This is a genomic window from Pantoea sp. alder81 (assembly GCF_020179835.1).
GTDB lineage: Bacteria > Pseudomonadota > Gammaproteobacteria > Enterobacterales > Enterobacteriaceae > Pantoea.
Genome location: NZ_JAIUDA010000017.1, coordinates 19,643 through 41,508 on the forward strand (window position 1 = coordinate 19,643; position 21,866 = coordinate 41,508).

At 52.8% G+C, this 21,866-nt stretch carries 22 protein-coding genes; 14 read left to right on the plus strand and 8 right to left on the minus strand.

Translation table 11 applies throughout. The features are described from left to right. The first annotated feature begins 65 nt into the window (after positions 1–65). The 12 genes from LBW88_RS25650 to LBW88_RS25705 all read left to right on the plus strand — a co-directional run bounded on the left by LBW88_RS25650 (position 66) and on the right by LBW88_RS25705 (position 14,043). Positions 66–566 carry an OmpH family outer membrane protein gene (locus LBW88_RS25650; RefSeq protein ID WP_224935478.1) on the plus strand — a complete coding sequence of 167 codons (501 nt, stop codon included), beginning with the start codon at positions 66–68 and terminating at the stop codon, positions 564–566. A gap of 3 nt (positions 567–569) precedes the next feature. Next, positions 570–1,595, plus strand: coding sequence for a UDP-3-O-(3-hydroxymyristoyl)glucosamine N-acyltransferase (lpxD, locus tag LBW88_RS25655; RefSeq protein ID WP_224935476.1), 1,026 nt, complete (start codon positions 570–572; stop codon positions 1,593–1,595). 193 nt (positions 1,596–1,788) lie between these two features. Then, positions 1,789–2,244 carry a 3-hydroxyacyl-ACP dehydratase FabZ gene (gene fabZ, locus LBW88_RS25660; RefSeq protein ID WP_013507953.1) on the plus strand — a complete coding sequence of 152 codons (456 nt, stop codon included), beginning with the start codon at positions 1,789–1,791 and terminating at the stop codon, positions 2,242–2,244. A gap of 3 nt (positions 2,245–2,247) precedes the next feature. Next, a complete protein-coding gene (gene lpxA, locus LBW88_RS25665) occupies positions 2,248–3,036 on the plus strand; it encodes an acyl-ACP--UDP-N-acetylglucosamine O-acyltransferase (protein WP_045832791.1) in 789 nt (262 codons plus the stop codon). Positions 3,037–3,039: 3 nt separating this feature from the next. Further along, on the plus strand, positions 3,040–4,188 hold the full coding sequence (gene lpxB / locus LBW88_RS25670) for a lipid-A-disaccharide synthase (RefSeq protein WP_224935474.1): 1,149 nt from the start codon (positions 3,040–3,042) through the stop codon (positions 4,186–4,188). Further along, positions 4,181–4,807 carry a ribonuclease HII gene (gene rnhB, locus LBW88_RS25675; protein ID WP_224935472.1) on the plus strand — a complete coding sequence of 209 codons (627 nt, stop codon included), beginning with the start codon at positions 4,181–4,183 and terminating at the stop codon, positions 4,805–4,807. Before lpxB ends, rnhB begins: the two co-directional genes overlap by 8 nt. Before the next feature lie 31 nt (positions 4,808–4,838). Then, positions 4,839–8,321: a DNA polymerase III subunit alpha gene (gene dnaE / locus LBW88_RS25680; protein ID WP_224935470.1), complete on the plus strand. Its 3,483-nt coding sequence runs from the start codon at positions 4,839–4,841 to the stop codon at positions 8,319–8,321. A gap of 12 nt (positions 8,322–8,333) precedes the next feature. Continuing rightward, positions 8,334–9,293, plus strand: coding sequence for an acetyl-CoA carboxylase carboxyl transferase subunit alpha (gene accA / locus LBW88_RS25685; protein ID WP_224935468.1), 960 nt, complete (start codon positions 8,334–8,336; stop codon positions 9,291–9,293). A gap of 459 nt (positions 9,294–9,752) precedes the next feature. Further along, entirely contained in the window at positions 9,753–11,903 is a 2,151-nt protein-coding gene (locus tag LBW88_RS25690) for a lysine decarboxylase LdcC (protein ID WP_224935466.1), read from the plus strand. A 72-nt stretch (positions 11,904–11,975) separates the two neighbouring features. Then, positions 11,976–12,365, plus strand: coding sequence for a VOC family protein (locus LBW88_RS25695; RefSeq protein ID WP_224935463.1), 390 nt, complete (start codon positions 11,976–11,978; stop codon positions 12,363–12,365). A 53-nt stretch (positions 12,366–12,418) separates the two neighbouring features. Continuing rightward, complete coding sequence (gene tilS / locus LBW88_RS25700; RefSeq protein WP_224935459.1) at positions 12,419–13,720, plus strand: tRNA lysidine(34) synthetase TilS; 1,302 nt, start codon at positions 12,419–12,421, stop codon at positions 13,718–13,720. A gap of 14 nt (positions 13,721–13,734) precedes the next feature. Then, positions 13,735–14,043, plus strand: coding sequence for a c-type cytochrome (locus LBW88_RS25705; protein ID WP_224935500.1), 309 nt, complete (start codon positions 13,735–13,737; stop codon positions 14,041–14,043). A gap of 41 nt (positions 14,044–14,084) precedes the next feature. On the opposite strand, the gene rof is transcribed toward LBW88_RS25705, so the two are convergent. Both rof and LBW88_RS25715 read right to left on the minus strand, forming a co-directional pair. Then, positions 14,085–14,348, minus strand: a complete 264-nt coding sequence (gene rof / locus LBW88_RS25710) for a Rho-binding antiterminator (RefSeq protein WP_038648888.1) — start codon at positions 14,346–14,348, stop codon at positions 14,085–14,087. Further along, positions 14,335–14,535 (minus strand): YaeP family protein, encoded by a 201-nt coding sequence (locus tag LBW88_RS25715; protein ID WP_100704667.1) that lies wholly within the window; start codon positions 14,533–14,535, stop codon positions 14,335–14,337. The genes rof and LBW88_RS25715 overlap by 14 nt, the downstream gene beginning before the upstream one ends. 216 nt (positions 14,536–14,751) lie before the next feature. On the opposite strand from LBW88_RS25715, the gene arfB reads away from it, so the two are divergent. Then, entirely contained in the window at positions 14,752–15,162 is a 411-nt protein-coding gene (gene arfB / locus LBW88_RS25720; RefSeq protein WP_224935456.1) for an alternative ribosome rescue aminoacyl-tRNA hydrolase ArfB, read from the plus strand. A gap of 30 nt (positions 15,163–15,192) precedes the next feature. Here arfB and proS read toward each other — a convergent pair whose 3' ends face one another. The 6 genes from proS to metN all read right to left on the minus strand — a co-directional run bounded on the left by proS (position 15,193) and on the right by metN (position 20,750). Beyond that, positions 15,193–16,911 (minus strand): proline--tRNA ligase, encoded by a 1,719-nt coding sequence (gene proS / locus LBW88_RS25725; RefSeq protein WP_224935453.1) that lies wholly within the window; start codon positions 16,909–16,911, stop codon positions 15,193–15,195. Positions 16,912–17,001: 90 nt separating this feature from the next. Then, a complete protein-coding gene (tsaA, locus tag LBW88_RS25730) occupies positions 17,002–17,706 on the minus strand; it encodes a tRNA (N6-threonylcarbamoyladenosine(37)-N6)-methyltransferase TrmO (protein ID WP_224935451.1) in 705 nt (234 codons plus the stop codon). Continuing rightward, positions 17,703–18,104, minus strand: a complete 402-nt coding sequence (gene rcsF / locus LBW88_RS25735) for an Rcs stress response system protein RcsF (protein WP_224935448.1) — start codon at positions 18,102–18,104, stop codon at positions 17,703–17,705. The genes tsaA and rcsF overlap by 4 nt, the downstream gene beginning before the upstream one ends. A 115-nt stretch (positions 18,105–18,219) precedes the next feature. After that, positions 18,220–19,035 carry a MetQ/NlpA family lipoprotein gene (locus LBW88_RS25740; protein ID WP_100704672.1) on the minus strand — a complete coding sequence of 272 codons (816 nt, stop codon included), beginning with the start codon at positions 19,033–19,035 and terminating at the stop codon, positions 18,220–18,222. 37 nt (positions 19,036–19,072) lie between these two features. Further along, entirely contained in the window at positions 19,073–19,726 is a 654-nt protein-coding gene (locus LBW88_RS25745; protein ID WP_224935445.1) for a methionine ABC transporter permease MetI, read from the minus strand. Further along, positions 19,719–20,750, minus strand: a complete 1,032-nt coding sequence (gene metN / locus LBW88_RS25750) for a methionine ABC transporter ATP-binding protein MetN (RefSeq protein WP_224935442.1) — start codon at positions 20,748–20,750, stop codon at positions 19,719–19,721. The genes LBW88_RS25745 and metN overlap by 8 nt, the downstream gene beginning before the upstream one ends. Positions 20,751–20,938: 188 nt before the next feature. Between metN and gmhB the strand changes: the two genes are divergently transcribed. Continuing rightward, positions 20,939–21,499, plus strand: a complete 561-nt coding sequence (gene gmhB / locus LBW88_RS25755; RefSeq protein WP_224935440.1) for a D-glycero-beta-D-manno-heptose 1,7-bisphosphate 7-phosphatase — start codon at positions 20,939–20,941, stop codon at positions 21,497–21,499. Positions 21,500–21,866 lie beyond the last annotated feature (367 nt).

The window sequence follows — 21,866 nt, forward strand, 5'->3', positions numbered from 1 at the left end:
TTGCATCCGTGTCGCGCATGAGCGTGACACGCTGCAAACACACACGTTGAGGTAAGGAGTTTATAGTGAAAAAGTTGTTCTGTGCTGCTGCTCTGGGTGTTGCATTAGCTGCTTCTGCGGGTGCCCAGGCGGCCGATAAAATCGCCGTCGTGAACCTGAGCCAGGTTTTCCAGCAATCTCCGCAGCGTGCCGCTGTTGCTAAACAGCTTGAGGGTGAGTTCTCAAGCCGTGCTTCTGACCTCCAGTCGCAGCAGCAGAAAATCCAGGGCGAAATCCAGGATCTGCAGCGTAATGCGTCAACCATGAAGGCCAGCGACCGCACCAAGAAAGAGAAGCAGATTGCTTCTGAGCGTGCTGCCTTTGAACAGAAAGCGCAGGCTTTCGACAAAGACAACCAGACTCGTCAGATGCAGGAGCGTAACAAGCTGCTGGCTAAAATCCAGACCGCTGTACAGTCTGTAGCAAAAAGCGATGGTTACGATCTGGTGCTGGATTCTCAGGCCGTTCTGTACTCTTCTGCTGATGCTAAAGACATCACTGCTGACGTTGTAAAACAGGTTAAATAATCGATGTCATCAATTCGACTGGCTGATTTAGCCCAGCAGTTGGATGCAGAATTGCACGGAGATGGCGATATCGTCATCTCCGGCATTGCTTCTATGCAATCCGCCACCACTGGTCAAATCACTTTTCTTGCAAACAGCCGCTACCGCGAGCAGCTCGCTCATATCCAGGCTTCAGCCGTGGTGCTGACGGAAGCGGATCTGGAGTGGTGTAAAACCGCTGCCCTGGTGGTGAAAAATCCTTACCTTACGTACGCTCGCATGGCACAACTGCTGGACACAACGCCGCAGCCCGCGCAGAATATCGCGCCCAGTGCGGTGATCGATCCGACAGCGACGCTGGGTAAGAACGTTTCGGTGGGTGCGAATGCGGTGATCGAATCTGGCGTTGAGCTGGGTGACGACGTCGTAATTGGCGCAGGATGTTTTGTTGGTAAGCAGACGCGTATCGGTCGCGGCTCACGTTTGTGGGCTAACGTCACGATTTACCACGAGATCCAGATTGGTCAGGATTGTCTGATTCAATCCGGCACCGTTATCGGCGCCGATGGTTTCGGGTATGCTAACGACCGTGGCAATTGGGTGAAAATTCCACAGCTGGGTACTGTCGTGATTGGGGATCGGGTAGAAATTGGTGCCTGTACCACTATCGATCGCGGTGCACTGGATAACACTCTGATCGGCAATGGTGTTATCATAGACAACCAGTGTCAGATTGCGCACAACGTTGTGATTGGAGATAACACGGCCGTTGCGGGCGGTGTGATCATGGCGGGTAGTCTGAAGATTGGACGTTATTGTATGATTGGCGGCGCCAGCGTCATTAACGGCCATATGGAAATCTGTGACAAAGTGACCGTAACGGGCATGGGCATGGTAATGCGCCCGATCACAGAGCCTGGGGTATACTCATCGGGTATCCCACTGCAACCCAACAAAACCTGGCGTAAAACGGCAGCCCTGGTGATGAATATCGATGAAATAAGCAAACGCTTAAAAGCCATCGAACGTAAGGTCGGCAAAGACGACTAAACGCATCCCAGCTACCCGCTTTCATAAAAAAGCAGCGTGCCCTCTTGCAACTTCGGCTTAACCCGAAAGAGTAAGAAGGTCTCTCAGGAAAGCGTTACGCCACCGAACTGATTTGCGGCCTGCGGAGGATCATTTTGATCTGTGCAGGCCGTGTTATTATTGCCATCAGATTTTTTAGGACAGGAAGAGTATTTTGACAACTGAAACGCATACTCTGAAAATCGAAGAGATTTTAGAACTGCTGCCGCACCGCTATCCGTTCTTGCTGGTTGACCGCGTGCTGGAATTTGAAGAGCATAAATATCTGCGTGCGGTGAAGAACGTTTCTGTTAATGAACCGTTTTTCCAGGGACACTTCCCTGGTAAGCCGATTTTCCCAGGCGTTCTGATTCTGGAAGCAATGGCGCAGGCAACGGGTATTCTGGCGTTCAAAAGCGTTGGGAAACTGGAACCGGGCGAGCTGTACTACTTCGCCGGTATCGACGAAGCCCGCTTCAAACGTCCAGTGGTACCGGGCGATCAGATGATTATGGAAGTGACCTTCGAGAAAACTCGTCGTGGTCTGACGCGCTTCAAAGGCGTGGCAACTGTAGACGGCAAGATTGTCTGTGAAGCGACCATGATGTGTGCCCGTAGCCGGGAGGCATAATTAGTGATTGATTCAACCGCCAACATTCATCCCAGTTCCGTCATTGAAGAAGGTGCCGTCATCGGCGCCAATGTTCACATCGGCCCGTTCTGCTTTGTCGGCGCTAACGTGGAAATTGGTGAAGGTACGGTGCTCAAATCGCACGTGGTGGTGAACGGCCACACGCGCATCGGCAAAGATAATCAGATCTATCAGTTTGCTTCGATTGGTGAAGTGAACCAGGACCTGAAATATGCCGGTGAACCGACCCGTGTTGAAATCGGCGATCGTAACCGCATCCGCGAGAGCGTCACCATTCATCGTGGCACCACGCAGGGCGGCAACCTTACCAAAATTGGCAGTGATAACCTGCTGATGGTCAATGCGCACATTGCGCATGACTGTGTGATTGGTAACCGTTGCATCTTCGCCAACAACGCCACGCTGGGCGGCCATGTCACCGTAGATGATTTCGCGATTATTGGCGGTATGACAGCAGTACACCAGTGGTGCACCATTGGCGCACACGTGATGGTTGGTGGTTGTTCAGGCGTCGCCCAGGATGTGCCGCCGTACGTTATCGCGCAGGGTAACCACGCGACGCCGTTCGGTATTAACATCGAAGGTCTTAAGCGTCGTGGCTTTAGCAAAGAAGCACTGCACGCCATTCGCAATGCGTACAAGCTGCTTTACCGCAGTGGTAAAACGCTGGATGAAGTGAAACCAGAGATTGAAGAGCTGGCAAAACAACATAGCGAAGTACAGCCTTTCTACGATTTCTTTGCTCGTTCAACACGTGGATTGATTCGTTAATCCATGTCAGTGCGTCCCTTAACGATTGCCCTGGTCGCCGGAGAAACCTCCGGCGATATTCTTGGTGCAGGTCTCATTCGTGCGCTCAAAGCGCGTCATCCTGATGCCCGCTTTGTGGGCGTTGCCGGTCCGCTCATGCAAGCTGAGGGCTGTGAAGCCTGGTATGAGATGGAAGAGCTGGCGGTAATGGGCATTGTTGAAGTGCTCGGTCGCTTGCGTCGCTTGCTAAAAATTCGCAAGGATTTGACGCAACGCTTCACCGAACTCAAGCCGGATGTGTTTGTTGGCATTGATGCGCCAGACTTTAACATCACGCTGGAAGGCAGCCTGAAGCGCAAGGGTATTCGCACCATTCATTACGTCAGTCCCTCGGTTTGGGCCTGGCGACAAAAGCGTGTGTTCAAAATTGGCCGTAATACCAATCTGGTATTGGCGTTTTTGCCGTTTGAAAAAGCGTTTTATGATCGATTCAATGTACCTTGCCGTTTTATCGGTCACACCATGGCCGATGCGATGCCGCTGCAGCCGGATAAGTCCGCTGCACGACATGAATTAGGTATCGCTGACGATGCTATTTGCCTTGGCTTGTTGCCGGGCAGCCGTGGTGCAGAAGTGGAAATGCTAAGTGCAGATTTCCTGCGAGCGGCGCAGTTGCTGCGTCAGCGCTATCCCACGCTGGAAATCGTCGTGCCACTAGTGAACGCCAAACGTCGTGAACAGTTTGAGCAGATTAAAGCTGAAGTGGCGCCTGAGCTGCCGATGCATTTGCTGGATGGCAAAGGCCGTCAGGCCATGATCGCCAGCGATGCGGCGATTCTCGCCTCGGGCACTGCCGCGCTGGAATGCATGCTGGCGAAGTGTCCGATGGTGGTGGGTTACCGCATGAAGCCTTTCACCTTCTGGTTAGCAAAACGTCTGGTGAAAACACCGTATGTTTCGCTGCCCAATTTGCTGGCTGGCCGCGAGCTGGTGAAAGAGTTACTGCAGGAAGAGTGCCAGCCGGAAGCACTGGCGGCTGCACTCGAACCATTGCTGCATGCCGGGCCAGAGCGCGATGTGCTGCTGAATACCTTCAACGAATTACATCAACAGATTCGCTGGAATGCCGATGAGCAGGCCGCGGATGCCGTACTGGAGATCGTCAATGGCTGAGTTTATCTACCCTAACGCGCAGCGCATTGCCGGCGTCGATGAAGTGGGGCGTGGCCCGTTGGTGGGTGCCGTTGTCACCGCCGCAGTGATCCTCGATCCCGCTAATCCGATTAATGGTTTGGCCGATTCAAAAAAACTCTCTGAAAAGCGCCGACTGGCGCTGTATGACGAGATCAAAGAGAAAGCGCTGGCCTGGAGCCTCGGTCGTGCGGAGCCTGAAGAGATTGATCAGATCAACATCCTGCATGCCACTATGCTGGCGATGCAGCGTGCGGTAGCGGGTTTGCCTGTTACGCCTGACTTTGTCTTGATCGATGGCAATCGTTGCCCGGCATTACCGATGCCATCTCAGGCGGTAGTGAAGGGTGATAGTCTGGTGCAAGAGATCAGCGCGGCCTCGATCATTGCTAAAGTGACACGCGATCGTGAGATGGCGGAACTTGATCTGCTGTTCCCGCAATATGGTTTTGCCCAGCACAAGGGCTATCCAACGGCGTTGCACATGGAAAAACTGACGCAGTTTGGTGCCACGCCACATCATCGTCGCAGCTTTGCGCCGGTGCGTAATGCCCTGATGGATGCTGATGTGCTGGCCGCGCGTCAGCCGACTACGCTTTAATAGCCTGACGCTGTTTTAACCGGAAACTGATATGGCTGAACCTCGTTTTATACATCTGCGCGTACATAGCGACTATTCGATGGTTGATGGCCTGGCGAAAACCAAGCCACTGGTCAAGAAGGCGGCTGCGCTGGGCATGCCAGCCATCGCGATTACCGATTACATCAACCTTTGTGGGTTGGTACGTTTTTACGGTAGCGCGCACGATGCCGGTGTTAAGCCAATCATCGGTGCTGACTTCCATGTCGCCAGCGAATTGATGGGCGATGAGCTAACCCAGCTCACGGTGCTTGCCGCCAACAACACCGGTTATCAAAATCTGACGCTGTTGATTTCACGTGCCTATCAACGTGGCTATGGCATTGCCGGCCCGATTATCGACCGTGACTGGCTGGTTGAGCTGGGTGAAGGCATCATTTTGCTCTCCGGTGGGCGCAAGGGTGATGTTGGCCGCAGCTTGCTACGCGGCAACAGTGCGCTGGTGTCGCAATGCCTCAGCTTCTATCAGGAACATTTCCCCAATCGTTATTACCTCGAATTAACGCGTACCGGTCGTGCCGATGAAGAGGCTTATCTGCATGCTGCTGTAGAGTTAGCGATTGCCGAAGGTGTGCCGGTGGTGGCCACTAACGAAGTCTGTTTCCTTAATGAGGCCGATTTTGACGCGCATGAAATTCGTGTCGCCATTCACGACGGCTATACGTTGGACGATCCCAAGCGTCCACGCCTTTACAGTCCTCAGCAATATATGCGCAGCGAAGAGGAGATGTGCGAGCTGTTCTCGGACATCCCTGAAGCGTTAGAAAACAGCGTAGAGATTGCTAAGCGTTGTAACGTCACGGTGCGCCTTGGCGAGTACTTCCTGCCACAGTTCCCAACCGGCGAGATGACCACCGAAGACTTCCTGGTGGCGAAATCACGAGAAGGGCTGGAAGAGCGTCTGGAGTTTCTATTCCCGGATGACAAGGTGCGCGCTGAGAAGCGACCTGAATATGATGAACGTCTTGAGATAGAACTCAACGTTATCAACCAGATGGGATTCCCTGGCTACTTCCTGATCGTCATGGAATTTATCCAGTGGTCGAAGGATAACGGTATTCCCGTTGGGCCGGGCCGTGGTTCGGGTGCGGGTTCTCTGGTCGCGTATGCGTTGAAAATCACTGACCTCGATCCGCTGGAATTTGACCTGCTGTTCGAACGCTTCCTGAATCCGGAACGCGTATCGATGCCTGACTTCGACGTCGATTTCTGCATGGAAAAGCGCGATCAGGTGATCGATCACGTCGCCGAAATGTACGGGCGCGAAGCGGTTTCGCAGATCATCACCTTTGGTACCATGGCGGCGAAAGCGGTAATTCGCGACGTGGGACGCGTGCTCGGTCATCCGTATGGCTTTGTGGATCGCATCTCCAAACTGATCCCGCCCGATCCGGGCATGACGCTGGAAAAAGCCTTCGAAGCGGAACCGCAACTGCCGGAAATTTACGAGGCAGATGAAGAGGTCAAAGCGCTGATCGATATGGCGCGTAAGCTGGAAGGTGTCACGCGTAACGCCGGTAAACACGCCGGTGGTGTGGTGATCGCGCCAACTAAAATCACCGATTTTGCCCCGCTTTACTGTGATGAAAACGGCCAGTTCCCGGTCACCCAGTTTGATAAGAATGATGTGGAATATGCCGGCCTGGTGAAGTTTGACTTCCTTGGCCTGCGTACGCTCACCATCATTGACTGGGCGCTGAAGATGATTAACCCGCGCCGTGCCAAAGAAGGGCTGGAGCCGATTGATATCGCCGCCATCCCGCTGGAAGACAAGAAAAGCTTCGACATGCTGCAGCGTTCGGAAACTACGGCGGTATTCCAGCTTGAATCGCGCGGCATGAAAGACCTGATCAAACGTCTGAAGCCGGACTGCTTTGAAGATATGATCGCACTGGTGGCACTGTTCCGTCCGGGACCGCTGCAATCAGGCATGGTTGACAACTTTATTGACCGTAAGCACGGCCGTGAAGAGATTTCCTATCCGGATATTCAGTGGCAGCACGAAACCTTGAAGCCGGTGCTGGAACCGACCTATGGCATCATCCTGTATCAGGAACAGGTGATGCAGATTGCCCAGGTGCTGTCCGGTTACACCCTTGGCGGCGCAGATATGTTGCGTCGTGCAATGGGTAAGAAAAAGCCGGAAGAGATGGCTAAGCAACGTTCTGTGTTCCAGGACGGGGCGGAGAGCATGGGTGTTAACGGCGAACTCTCGATGAAGATCTTCGATCTGGTAGAGAAGTTTGCTGGTTATGGCTTTAACAAGTCACACTCCGCCGCCTACGCGCTGGTGTCATACCAAACGCTGTGGCTGAAGGCGCACTATCCGGCCGAATTTATGGCCGCGGTAATGACGGCGGATATGGATAACACCGAGAAGGTCGTTGGCCTGGTGGATGAATGCTGGCGTATGGGCTTGAAAGTACTGCCGCCAGATATCAACTCCGGCTTGTATCCCTTCCACGTGAATGAAGAAGGTGAAATCGTTTACGGCATCGGTGCGATTAAAGGCGTGGGTGAAGGGCCGATTGAAGCGATCATTGAAGCGCGTAACGAAGGCGGCTACTTCAAAGAGCTATTCGATCTCTGTGCGCGTACCGACACCAAAAAGATCAACCGCCGTGTGATGGAAAAACTGATCATGTCGGGCGCGTTTGATCGCCTCGGACCGCATCGTGCAGCCCTGATGAGCGCACTCAGTGATGCACTAAAAGCCGCAGATCAGCACGCAAAAGCAGAAGCGACCGGACAAGCCGACATGTTTGGCGTACTGGCCGAAGAGCCTGAGCAGGTGGAGAAGTCTTACACCAACATCACGCCATGGCCGGAACAAATTCAGTTAGATGGTGAACGTGAGACGCTGGGTCTATATCTCACTGGCCATCCGATTAATCAGTATTTGAAAGAAATCGATCGCTATGTTGGCGGCATGCGCCTGAAGGACATGCATCCGACGGATCGTGGTAAAGTAACCATCGCGGCCGGGCTGGTGATTGCCGCTCGCGTGATGGTTACGAAACGCGGCAACCGAATTGGTATCTGTACTCTCGACGATCGCTCAGGTCGTCTGGAAGTGATGTTATTTACCGATGCGTTAGATAAATACCAGCAGTTGCTGGAGAAAGACCGTATCCTGATCGTCAGTGGACAGGTCAGCTTTGATGACTTTAGCGGTGGCCTTAAAATGACCGCTCGAGAAGTGATGGACATCGACGAAGCGCGGGAAAAATACGCGCGCGGACTTGCTATCTCGCTGACGGACAGGCAAATTGATGACCAGCTTTTAAACCGTCTCCGCCAGTCTCTGGAGCCTCATCGCTCCGGGACCATTCCGGTGCATCTCTATTATCAGAGAGCAGATGCGCGGGCGAAGCTGCGCTTTGGTGCAGCGTGGCGTATTTCGCCCAGCGATCGTTTACTCAACGATTTGCGGTCGTTAGTAGGATCGGAGCAGGTGGAACTGGAGTTTGACTAAAACAGGAACATTATGAGTCTTAATTACCTGGATTTTGAACAGCCAATCGCAGAACTGGAAGCGAAAATCGACTCGCTGAAGTCAATTGGCCGTTCGGATGAAAAACACGATATTAATCTGGATGAAGAAGTGCAGCGTCTGCGCGAAAAAAGCGTTGAGCTGACCCGTAAAATCTTCTCCGATTTAGGTGCATGGCAGGTTGCGCAGCTCGCGCGTCACCCGCTGCGCCCTTATACGCTGGACTATGTCCGCAACGCGTTTGATGATTTCGATGAGTTAGCAGGCGACCGTGCTTATGCTGACGACAAAGCGATTGTCGGCGGTATTGCCCGTCTGGATGGTCGCCCTGTGATGATCATTGGACATCAGAAAGGTCGTGAAACCAAAGAGAAGATCCGTCGTAACTTTGGTATGCCAGCGCCAGAAGGCTACCGTAAAGCACTGCGACTGATGGAAATGGCTGAACGCTTTAAGATGCCATTGATCACCTTCATCGACACCCCAGGTGCTTATCCTGGCGTGGGTGCTGAAGAGCGTGGTCAGTCTGAAGCGATCGCACGTAACCTGCGTGAAATGTCAGGCCTTAAAATTCCGGTGATCTGCACCGTGATTGGCGAAGGCGGTTCCGGTGGTGCGTTGGCGATTGGTGTCGGCGACAAAGTGAACATGCTGCAGTACAGCACCTATTCGGTGATTTCACCGGAAGGCTGTGCGTCAATCCTGTGGAAAAGCGCTGATAAAGCGCCATTGGCTGCGGAAGCGATGGGCATCACTGCCGATCGCCTGAAAGAGCTGAAGCTGATTGACTCGATCATCCCAGAACCATTGGGTGGCGCGCATCGTCAACCGTTGGATATCGCCGCAAGCCTGAAGAAGCAACTGCTGGCGGATCTGGCCGATCTCGACGTGCTGAGCACTGAAGAGCTGCTTAACCGTCGCTATCAGCGTCTGATGAGCTACGGCTACGCGTAAGCCAGCTTGTGAAGTGAAAGAAGCGGACTCCGGTCCGCTTTTTATATGCCCGCTGATTACCGAGCGAGATCGTTCAGACTGCTATGAATTGGGCAGCAAAGACAATCTAATCAGTCAGAAAATACCTGTTTATAGAGCAAGGTGTCCATTCAATCATGAACTCACCTGAATATTAAGTGATGGCTGGCTGACGGCTACGAATCGGGCAGCAAAGACAATCTTACCTGCCAGAAAAGGGCATCCCGAAGAGCGAAGCGTTCGGGCCACGGATGGCCCGGTCGATCTGCATGGATGCGTTATTCCTTTGCGATCGGGCTGCCCTTTTCTGGCCTTGGCACCCAATTCACAGCGATCCCCCCTAAACAGCAAGACTGCCATTAACAACACCGCATTCCAGAACATTCCCCTCTTACTTTTCGCTATCCTTATTCAGTGCCATAACACCACAGGAGGTGAGCATTGAATATTATCGCGATCATGGGACCGCACGGCGCGTTCTACAAAGATGAACCGATTCGTGAACTGGACGCAGCCCTCAAGCTGCAAGGCTTCCAGACCGTCTATCCCAACAATGCCAGCGACCTGCTGAAACTGATTGAACACAACCCGCGCATCTGCGGCGTGGTTTTTGACTGGGACGATTACAGCCTGGCGCTGTGCAGCGATATCAATCAGCTCAACGAATATCTGCCGCTGTATGCCTTTATCAACACCCATTCGCAGATGGATGTGAGCATCAACGAAATGCGCATGGCGCTGCAATTCTTCGAGTATGCGCTCAACGCGGCTGACGACATCGCATTGCACATTCGCCAGTACACCGATGAATACATCGACAAAATCATGCCGCCACTCACCAAGGCGCTGTTTACCTATGTGAAAGAGGGCAAATACACCTTCTGCACGCCGGGCCATATGGGCGGCACTGCATTCCAGAAAAGCCCGGTGGGTAGCCTGTTCTATGATTTCTTCGGTGCGAACACGCTAAAGGCGGATGTCTCCATCTCCGTCACCGAACTCGGTTCGCTGCTTGACCACACCGGTCCGCATCTCGAAGCTGAAGAGTACGTCGCTCGCACCTTTGGAGCTGAACAGAGCTATATGGTGACTAACGGGACATCGACCTCCAACAAAATCGTTGGCATGTACGCCGCACCGGCAGGTAGCACGGTACTGATCGACCGTAACTGCCACAAATCACTCACTCATCTGCTGATGATGAGCGACATCATCCCGATCTGGCTCAAGCCGACGCGTAATGCGCTGGGCATTTTGGGTGGGATTCCGCAGCGGGAGTTCACGCGTGACAGCATCCAGCAGAAAGTTAATCAGACGCCGCGCGCCAGTTGGCCGGTGCACGCGGTGATCACTAACTCCACTTATGATGGCCTGCTGTATAACACCCAGTACATCAAAGAGACGCTGGATGTGCCGTCGATCCATTTCGATTCGGCTTGGGTGCCGTACACCAACTTCCATCCGATCTACAGCGGCAAAAGTGGTATGAGCGGGGAGCGAATACCCGGCAAAGTGATTTATGAAACGCAGTCGACGCACAAACTGCTGGCGGCGTTTTCTCAGGCCTCGCTGATTCATATTAAAGGTGATTACGACCACGACACCTTCAATGAAGCCTATATGATGCACACCACCACATCGCCGAGTTACGCGATTGTCTCATCGATTGAAACGGCGGCAGCGATGCTACGTGGCAATCCTGGTAAGCGACTGATCAACCGCTCAGTCGAGCGTGCTCTGCATTTCCGTCGTGAGATTCAGCGGTTACGAGAAGAGTGTGATGGTTGGTTCTTTGATATCTGGCAGCCCGAGCAGGTGGATGAAGCTGAGTGCTGGGCGATCCAACCGGGTGAAGAGGACTGGCATGGCTTTACGCAAGCCGATCGCGACCACATGTATCTCGACCCGATCAAAGTGACCATCCTGACGCCCGGCATGAGTGAATTAGGCAAAATGGCAGAAGAGGGGATTCCAGCGGCGCTGGTGGCGAAGTTCCTCGATCAGCGCGGTGTGGTGGTGGAGAAAACCGGGCCGTACAATTTACTGTTCTTGTTCAGCATTGGTATCGATAAAACCAAAGCGATGAGCGTGCTGCGTGGCCTGACCGAGTTCAAACGCGCCTACGATCTCAACCTGCGGGTGAAAAACATGCTGCCGGATCTCTATGCCGAAGATCCCGACTTCTATCGCAATATGCGCATACAGACATTGGCGCAGGGCATTCATAACCTGATCCGGCAACACGATCTGCCGCGCCTGATGCTCAAAGCGTTTGATGTGTTGCCCGAATCGAAGATGACGCCGCATCAGGCATTCCAGCGCCAGGTACAGGGTAAAGTTGAAACCATCGATATTCGTGAACTGGTCGGACGCACTTCCGCCAACATGATTCTGCCTTATCCGCCGGGTGTACCTTTGGTGATGCCTGGTGAGATGATCACTGAGGAGAGTCGGTCTGTGCTCGACTTTCTGCTGATGCTCTGCACCATCGGACGGCACTATCCAGGCTTTGAGACCGATATCCATGGCACCACGCTAACCGACGATGGACGTTATCTGGTGCGTGTGCTGCGTGAAGAGAACACCCATTAACTTCAGATAATTGCCTCTTTTCAGCGCCGCACCGAGCACGTAGGCTTAGCGGCTGATTCTATAGGAGCCGCTATGCTGCAGATAAAACAGATCCACCACATTGCCATTATTGCCACCGACTATCAGCGCAGTAAGGCGTTTTACTGTGACGTGTTGGGGTTTGAATTGCTGGGCGAGTATTACCGCGCCGAGCGTGATTCGTGGAAAGGGGATCTGGGACTGAACGGGGTTTACACCATCGAGCTGTTCTCGTTCCCTACACCGCCGCCACGCGTCAGCGGTCCTGAAGCCTGCGGTATGCGCCATCTGGCGTTTTGTGTTGATGATGTTGAACAGTCGATTGCGGCTTTGGCAGAGAAAGGTGTGGTGTGCGAACCGATTCGCATTGATGCGCTAACCGGCAAGGCGTGCACCTTCTTCCCGGATCCAGACGGTTTGCCGCTGGAGCTGTATCAAGCGTAAAATAGCCTTCGCTGCGGGCCGCAATCAGGCGGCTCGCGTTGATGGATAGCGCTATGTCCTTTTCTCATCTTGCTTCGCTGCTGACACCCGACGCCCGCTGTGTGCTGGCGTTCAGTGGCGGGTTGGATTCCACCGTCTTGCTGCACCAACTGGTGAGCTGGCAACGCCAGCAGCCGCAGCTGCGCGTGCGCGCGTTACACGTCCATCACGGGTTAAGCCCGAATGCTGATAACTGGGCAACGCATTGTCTGCAAATCTGCCAGCAGTGGCAGATTCCCTGCGAGGTACTGCGGGTGCAAGTAGATGGCCATGCTAAGGGTATTGAGGCTGCGGCGCGTGATGCTCGCTATCATGCGCTGTTTCAACAGCTGCAACCCGGTGAGCACTTACTTACGGCCCAGCACCTGGATGACCAGTGTGAAACGCTGTTGTTAGCCTTAAAAAGGGGTAGCGGTCCAGCGGGGCTGGCGGCAATGCCAATACAGCGTCAGGTGGGTGGGCATTCGCACTTACGCCCGTTACTGGATCTCAGCCGCCAGCAACTCGAAGCCTATGCGGCAGAACACCGCTTACGCTGGATTGAGGATGAAAGTAACGCAGACAGCCGCTATGACCGCAATTTTCTTCGTCAGCAAATTTTGCCGTTGCTGCAGATGCGCTGGCCACATTTCAGTGCAGCTAGCTCGCGCAGTGCCGCGTTGTGCGGCGAGCAGGAGCAGTTGCTGGATGAATTACTGGCGGAACAGTTAGCTCAGCTCACTGATACACAGGGCGCACTGCATTTTCCGCCAATGCTGGCGATGAGTGAAATGCGACGTCATGCTTTATTGCGACGTTGGATCGCACAGCAGGGCGGCGCAATGCCTTCACGGGACGCCTTAAAACGTATCACTGATGAAGTGATGCAAAGCCGTGAAGATGCCAATCCCTGCCTGCGTTTCGGTGCCTTCGAGCTACGCCGTTATCGACAACTGCTATTTTGGCTTCGATCGCAGCCATCACTGAGTCAGTACTCGCTAACCTGGCATGACCGCAAGCAACCACTTGTGTTGCCAGAGGGTGTGGGGGAGCTACAGGCCGATGTGGGATTGGCATGTTTACGTCAACCCACTGAGGACGAATCGATCAACATTCGTTTTCAAGCCAGCGGCTATCATCATCTGCTGGGCCGTGCAGGAGGCCGGGAGATGAAAAAATTGTGGCAGGAGTTAGGTGTGCCACCCTGGCAGCGTGAACGTATTCCTTTGATTTACTACAACCAGACGCTGATCTGTGCACCGGGAATCTTTGTCACCCGCGAAGGTGCAGCCAGTCATGAGCAAGGCTGGCAGGCGATCTGGCTAAAACAACAATAACAGGAAGAGCAATGATGAAATACTGGATGGCAGCCATGGTGCTGGCTGCTGCGCTGCCGGCTTTTGCCGACGGTGATGTAAACGCGGGCGCGCAGAAAGCAGCAACCTGTCTGGCGTGTCATGGGGCGGAAGGCAAAAGTGCGGTGCCGCTTTATCCCAATCTTGCCGGGCAACATGCGCCTTACCTGCTGCATTCGTTGCAGGCTTACAAAAAAGGGGAGCGCAGTGGTGGTCAGGCAGAAGTGATGAAAGCGTTTGTCGCGGGATTGAGCGATCAGGATATGGAAGATTTATCGGCGTATTACAGTTCGCTGAAGCCGTAGGCGAGGAGGGCGGGAGATCAGTTCCCGCCCGAATGCAGGATTTATTCGTCTTCGCTGACGATGACGGTGCCCAGCTCGGGGTGACTGAAGCTGGCAATATGGTCAAGCCGCAGTTCGCGGGTTTCACCGGAGAGATCGACCGTCAGGTACTCCACGTTTTTACGTGAGACCATGTCAACGGCTTTCGCCTTGAGCTGATCGCCGTTTTTTAACTCCAAAGACAGCGTCCAGTGTTTGGTGCAGGCGAGTTCGAGGCTATCGTAGTCATCGCAGTTGATGGGTTTGTAGGCTTCATTCGTCAACATAGTCGCTCACCAATAAGTTAGCAGCAGCATAAGCTGCTTGTTCCCTGACAGAAGAGTTTAGCGCAGAATTAGCGGCAATATCGTTGAGTGCGTTTAGCGCGCAACCTATCGCGTCTGGCACATACCCCAGGTCGCCACTTCCAATTTGGGCATATTTCTGGCGAACTAACTCACAATACTTTTGCACATACACCTCCTCAGCAGAGCTTAAATACTCTGGTTGATAAGCGACTATATCACAGGATTTTCATGGAAATCAGCCAGGAGAAGCCGGGATGTACGCAAAGAAAAGTGAAAAAGTGACACACAGCGCTGGTCTTAAGCCTTAAGACGGCGCACAAAAGGTTAAGTTGATGAACAGGTTATTACGCGACGCAATGTCGTTCTTAAAGGCAGGTGACAGATGATCGTGCTGTCGCGTTCGGTTTCACTTGCAGACAATGAAGTCGAGCTCAGTGCCATTCGTGCACAAGGCGCGGGTGGGCAGCATGTGAATAAAACGTCCACTGCTATCCATTTGCGTTTTGATATTCACGCTTCTTCGCTGCCGCCGTTCTATAAGGAGCGTTTGCTGGCCGCAAGCCACCATTTGATTACGGCAGAAGGCGTGGTGATCATCAAATCTCAGGAGTATCGCAGTCAGGAAATGAATCGTGAGGCGGCCCTGCAACGGCTCATCAATCTGATTCACGAGTTAACCACGGTTGAAAAGGTACGGCGTGCAACGCGTCCTACGCGGGCGTCAAAAGAAAGGCGGCTGGATGGTAAATCGCGGCGAAGCAGTGTGAAATCGATGCGGGGTAAAGTGCAATAAAAAACGCCTCCTGGGGGAGGCGTCTCGCGATTACTTGTTCAGCGCTTTTGCCAGGAACTCGACAATATCGTGCTGTTTGATCATCTGCTTCTCGCTTGATGAACGAGATTTGTACTCAATCTCTTCATTATCGAGGTTACGATCACCAATCACGATGGTGTGCGGCACGCCAATCAGTTCCATATCAGCGAACATTACACCTGGACGCTCTTTACGGTCATCCAGAATCACATCAATGCCTTTTGCACGCAGCTGGCTGTACAGCTCTTCAGCCAATTCTTTCACGCGGAAAGATTTCTGCATATTCATCGGCAGAATCGCGACTTCGAACGGCGCTAGCGCTGCAGGCCAGATAATGCCACGTTCGTCATGGTTCTGCTCGATGGCTGCGGCCACTACGCGAGTGATACCAATACCGTAGCAACCCATGGTCATGACCTGGTTACGACCTTCTTCGCCTTGAACGGCGGCCTTCATCGCTTCCGAGTATTTGGTGCCTAACTGGAAGATGTGACCGACTTCGATACCGCGTTTGATCTGCAGCGTGCCTTTGCCATCCGGGCTTGGATCACCTTCTACCACGTTACGGATATCTTCCACGCGTGCTTCTGGCAGATCGCGCAGCCAGTTAATACCGGCAAAGTGCTGTCCATCAATGTTAGCGCCTGCAGAGAAGTCACTCATTTTGGCAACGGTGCGGTCAGCAATCACTGGAATGCTCAGACCAACCGGGCCGATCGAACCAAAACCAGCGCCTACCACTGCACGAATGGCTTCTTCGTTGCCCATCTCCAATGGAGAGGCCACGATATCAAGATGCTCAGCTTTGACTTCGTTAAGCTCATGATCGCCGCGAACCAGTAAAGCTACCAGCGCGTGGCCGCTCTCTTCTGTGGCTTTCACAATCAAAGTCTTAACGGTTTTCTCGATTGGGATCTGATGTTGTTCAACCAGCTCTGCAATCGTCCTGGCATTTGGCGTGGCGAACTGCGTCATGTCCTGCGTTGCCGCTGGACGATCGCCTGCTGGCGCCAATGCTTCCGCTTTTTCTATGTTGGCGGCGTAATCCGATTCGCTAGAGAAGATCACATCATCTTCACCGCTCTGCGCCAATACCTGGAATTCATGCGATGCGCTACCACCAATTGAGCCGGTGTCAGCTTGTACGGCACGGAAATCCAGCCCCATACGGCTGAAGCTCTGGCTATAAGCGCGATACATCGCATCGTAGGTTTCCTGCAGCGATTCCTGAGTTGTGTGGAACGAGTAAGCATCTTTCATGATGAACTCACGCGAACGCATCACACCGAAGCGCGGACGCACTTCATCGCGGAATTTGGTCTGGATCTGATACAGATTCAGCGGCAGCTGTTTGTAAGAACTCAGTTCATTACGGATCAGGTCGGTGACCACTTCTTCATGGGTCGGACCCAATACGAACGGACGCTCGTGACGATCTTTAATGCGCAGCAGCTCAGGGCCGTACTGCTCCCAACGACCGCTCTCTTCCCACAAATCGGCAGGCTGAACCACCGGCATGGAGATCTCAATTGCGCCCGCGTTGTTCATCTCTTCGCGTACGATATTTTCAACTTTTCGCAGTACGCGAACACCGGTCGGCAACCAGGTATAAAGACCGGAAGCCAGTTTGCGGATCATACCGGCGCGCAGCATCAGCTGGTGGCTGATCACTTCCGCATCGGATGGCGTCTCTTTCAGGGTAGAGAGCAGATATTGAGTAGTACGCATTGATTACGATTCCAGTTGTACGGAAGGACACGGACAAAAAATTTTCTGGCGGCTAGTGTACCAGCGAGATCCATCACTCAAAAGCTTGTTTTAGCGCGGATCGAGGGCGATCACTTCAGTGCCGACTTCATCGATACGCCAGCGCACATTAAAGTCGAGCAGCCAGGCAGCATACTCACGATCTTCCGCTTCGCCTTTACGGTAAGCCGGACGGGGATCTTGCGCTAAAACGTCAGCGATAAAGCGTGCCAGATGGGGATAGTTTTTCTGCTGCTGAATCTGGCTCTGCGCTAAAGCAGAGAAGCGCACGGGCATGGTGGCATCCGGGGCGCTTTGGGCAAATCCGGCGCGTGCATCAGGCAACGCTTCAGCAAACGGCAGGTACGGTTTGATATCGACCACCGGTGTGCCATCCACTAAATCCAGGCTACCGAGCTGTAAAATGACCTGCTGCTTCTCGCAACGAATGCCTTTTAACTCAACCAATGACATGCCAATGGGATTGGGACGGAAGGTTGAGCGTGTGGCAAACACGCCCATACGTGCGTTTCCACCTAACCGCGGTGGTCGCACTGTTGGACGCCAACCGCCTTCCATAGTTTGATGGAAGACGAACAGCACCCAAAGATGGCTGAAGGCTTCAAGCCCGCGCACCGCTTCTGGCTGATTATACGGCGGCAGCAAGTGCAGCTCGCCGCCGCCATCCTGCACTAAGCCAGGCTGGCGCGGTACAGCAAATTTCTCTTTCCACGGCGAACGAATCAAGCCGATTTGCGCAAAGGCAAAATCACTCATTGATTAGAAACTTTCAGTGCAGAGCCCTGGCAAATGGCCTGGCGATAGCAGCCTGGCGTGCTGGTGACGATCTCGCACTTATGCAGCAATACCGCGTTAGCTTTCATACCCGCCGCTTTAATCTGCAGACGCTTACGCGCGGTGTTAATGTTCGGTGGTGAATCCTGGCTGCTGCTCTGACAATCATCGGCAGAGACTTCACCCAGGTCGCGGAACGGATTGCTGACCAGAGCTGTGGCGTCGGTGTAAATCTTCACCGGCGCCGGGCGTGGAGTCGGTTTACGTTCAGGTTCGCTGGATGACTGTTGCGGGCGAGCGGGAGCACTGCTTATTGGGTGATATTCACGAACACACCCGGTTAGCATCAATGCTAACAAGCAGAGCGGTAAAAAACGCATGGCAACATCCTCAGTAGTAAAAAGTGGCGTTATTGAAACAAGGACGGGATTAAATAACAAGTCAGCAAAAAGAAAGGGCGGCCTAAGCCGCCCTGGATGGCATCAAAGGCAAAAATTACCAGCCTTTGACTGCACCACCGTTGAAGATTTTATTCGCGGCTTCTGAAACTTCATCAGACTGATATGCCTGAACAAATTTCTTCACGTTTTCCGCATCTTTATTATCTTCACGGCTGACGATCAGGTTCACGTAAGGAGAATCTTTATCTTCGACAAAGATGCCGTCTTTCGCAGGTGTCAGGCCAATCTGGCTAGCGTAAGTGGTGTTGATCACTGCCAGTGCAATCTGCTGATCGTCCAGTGAACGTGGCAGTTGCGGCGCTTCCAGCTCAACAATCTTCAGGTTTTTCGGGTTCTCAACGATATCCAGTGAGGTTGGCAGCAAGCCCACGCCATCTTTCAGTTTAATCAGGCCCACTTTCTGCAGTAGCAGCAGTGAACGACCGAGGTTGGTTGGATCGTTAGGGATAGCGACCTGCGCACCGTTCTGCAGTTCATCCAGTGATTTGATTTTCTTCGAGTAGCCGGCAATCGGGTAAACAAAGGTATTGGCCACGGCAACCAGCTTGTAACCGCGGTCTTTGATCTGCTGATCCAGATAAGGCTTATGCTGGAAGGCGTTAACATCGATATCGCCTTTGCTCAACGCTTCGTTTGGCAGCACGTAATCGTTGAAAGTCACCAGTTCAACATCCAGACCGTATTTCTCTTTAGCGACCTTAACAGCGGTTTCAGCAACCTGCTGCTCAGCACCGACAATCACACCCACTTTAATGTGGTTTGGATCTTTAGCTTTCTGATCGCATCCTGCCAGCGCAATTGCGCCAATCAGAGCACCCACAGCGGCAATCTTTTTAAATGTGAAAGACATATCCCTTCCTTAATAGAGGACTATTGATGTTGTTTACTTATTTATGGGACACAGCACGCACAATGCGGTCGCCACAGAACTGAATTAAATACACCAGAACAACCAGCAAAATCAGTACGGTATTCATTACCGTAGCGTTATAGCCAATGTAACCATACTGATAGCCAATCTGACCCAGACCGCCAGCGCCGACAGCACCGCCCATGGCGGAGTAGCCGACCAGCGTAATCAGGGTAATTGTAGCGGCATTCACCAGACCCGGCAGGGCTTCTGGGAGCAACACTTTACGTACGATCTGTAGTGGCGTTGCACCCATCGCACGTGAGGCTTCAATCAAACCGGTTGGCAACTCCAGCAGTGCATTCTCAACCATACGCGCAATGAAAGGTGCGGCGCCGACCGTCAGTGGCACGATAGCGGCTTGCAAACCAATGGAGGTGCCGACAATCATGCGTGTGAAGGGAATCATCCATACCAGTAATATGATAAAGGGAATTGAGCGGAAGATATTCACCACCGCGGAAAGCACGCGATAGAGGGCGCCATTGGCCAGAATTTGCCCTGGGCGGGTGACGTACAGCAGCACGCCTACCGGCAGACCGAGCACAAAACCAAAGAAACCGGAGACGAAGGTCATCATCAGCGTTTCCCAGACGCCACGCGTCAGTAACCACATCATCGCTTCAGACATAACCCAGTACCTCTACTTTCACATGATTTTCTTTCAGCCAGGCAATCGCTGCCTGTGTATCTGTTTCACTACCATCCATTTCCGCCAGCATAATGCCGAACTTCACACCGCCGGCGTAATCCATCTGCGCACTGATAATGTTGTTATTGACGTTGAAGCGACGTGCGGCTTCTGACAGCAGCGGTGCATCGACCGATTTTCCGGTGAACTCAAGGCGCAACAGCGGGACACTTTCAGCCGAGGCTAGCGGCTGCATACGCTGCTGGTAATCGTCTGGGATATCCAGATGCAGCGTCGATTGAATAAACTGCTGAGCCAATGGCGTTTTAGGATGTGAGAACACTTCGCTAACGCTGTCTTTCTCGATCAGCTCACCATTACTGATGACGGCAACCTGGTCGCAGATGCGTTTCACGACATCCATCTCATGGGTGATCAGCAGAATAGTGATCCCCAGTCGGCGGTTGATGTCTTTCAGTAATTCTAAAATGGAACGCGTCGTTGCCGGATCGAGGGCGCTGGTGGCTTCGTCACACAGCAAAACCTTTGGATTAGTAGCCAACGCACGCGCAATCGCCACACGCTGTTTCTGTCCGCCGGAAAGATTCGCAGGCCAGCTGTCGTGTTTGTCTGCCAGCCCAACTAACTCCAGCAGTTCAGTCACACGGCTTTTGATCTGCTCGCGTGACAGGTTTCCCAATTCAAGCGGCAGCGCAACGTTACCGGATACGGTACGTGAGTTCATTAAATTGAAGTGCTGGAAGATCATGCCAATCTGACGACGTGTCAGCGTCAGTTTTGAGGAGGAGAGGGCAGTCAAATCCTGACCATCCACCAGAACGCGCCCCGATGTTGGACGCTCAAGTAAGTTAACGCAGCGGATGAGCGTACTTTTACCGGCACCGGATGAACCGATGACGCCATAAATCTGTCCGGCAGGCACGTGCAGGCTGACGTCGGAGAGCGCCTGAATAGTGCGTGAACCTTGCTGGAACACTTTGGTAATGTTTTCGAGTTTAATCATTAGTTTAATAGTTATCGTATTACGTTGTCCGTGGTGTATCGGCTTCCACGCGATGACGCTGCGTGAAATTTGGATGGATGTTAAGGCATCCAGACGGCTAAATCAATCGAAGTCATTCAATCTGCCATTCTCTCTATATATGCAATCATGCGATACTGTGCGGCATTATTTGCAGCAGGAGTTTCTACGTGTCGAACAAAGTCCCCGCTATTTTTCTAGATCGTGATGGCACCCTGAATGTCGATCACGGTTATGTTCATGAAATCGATAATTTTGAATTCATCGACGGTACCATTGAAGCGTTACAGGCGCTGAAGAAGATGGGTTACGCGCTGGTACTGGTGACTAATCAGTCCGGTATTGCGCGCGGCATGTTTACTGAAGACCAGTTTATGCAGCTCACCGAATGGATGGATTGGTCGCTGGCAGATCGTGATGTTGATCTTGATGGCATCTATTTCTGTCCTCATCTGCCAGATGCAACAGTAGAAGAGTATCGCCAGGTGTGTGATTGCCGTAAGCCGCAGCCCGGTATGCTGCTCTCTGCGCAGAAGCATTTGAACATCGATATGGCTGCTTCTTATATGGTTGGCGACAAAATAGAAGATATGCAGGCGGCGTTGGCGGCAGGTGTGGGCACTAAAGTGCTGGTTCGCTCTGGTAAGCCTGTCACTGCAGAAGGGGAAAATGCAGCCGATTGGGTGCTTAATAGCCTCTCAGAGCTGCCTGGACGTATTAAAAAGGGGTGACGTAGACTGTTTTGTGCAATTTTCAAGCGAACGAATGAAAATCTTAAAAATTGCCCTTGCGCTTCCTCAGAACCTCCCTATAATGCGCCACCACTGAGACGGCAAAGCGGCAACGCAGACGGCTCAGCAGGGAGTGAAGTGATTCATCCCGCCAGAGAAAAACGCTGAAAAAAGTGTTTGACTCTGAAGGAGAGAAGCGTAATATACGCCACCTCGCAACAGCAAGTTAAAACGCTGATTGCACTGCTCTTTAACAATTTATCAGACAATCTGTGTGGGCACTCGCAGGATTGATATCAACGTCTCCGGACGTAAAAAATATCAAGTCTCACGAGTGAACACATAATGAAATTCATTATGACGTTTT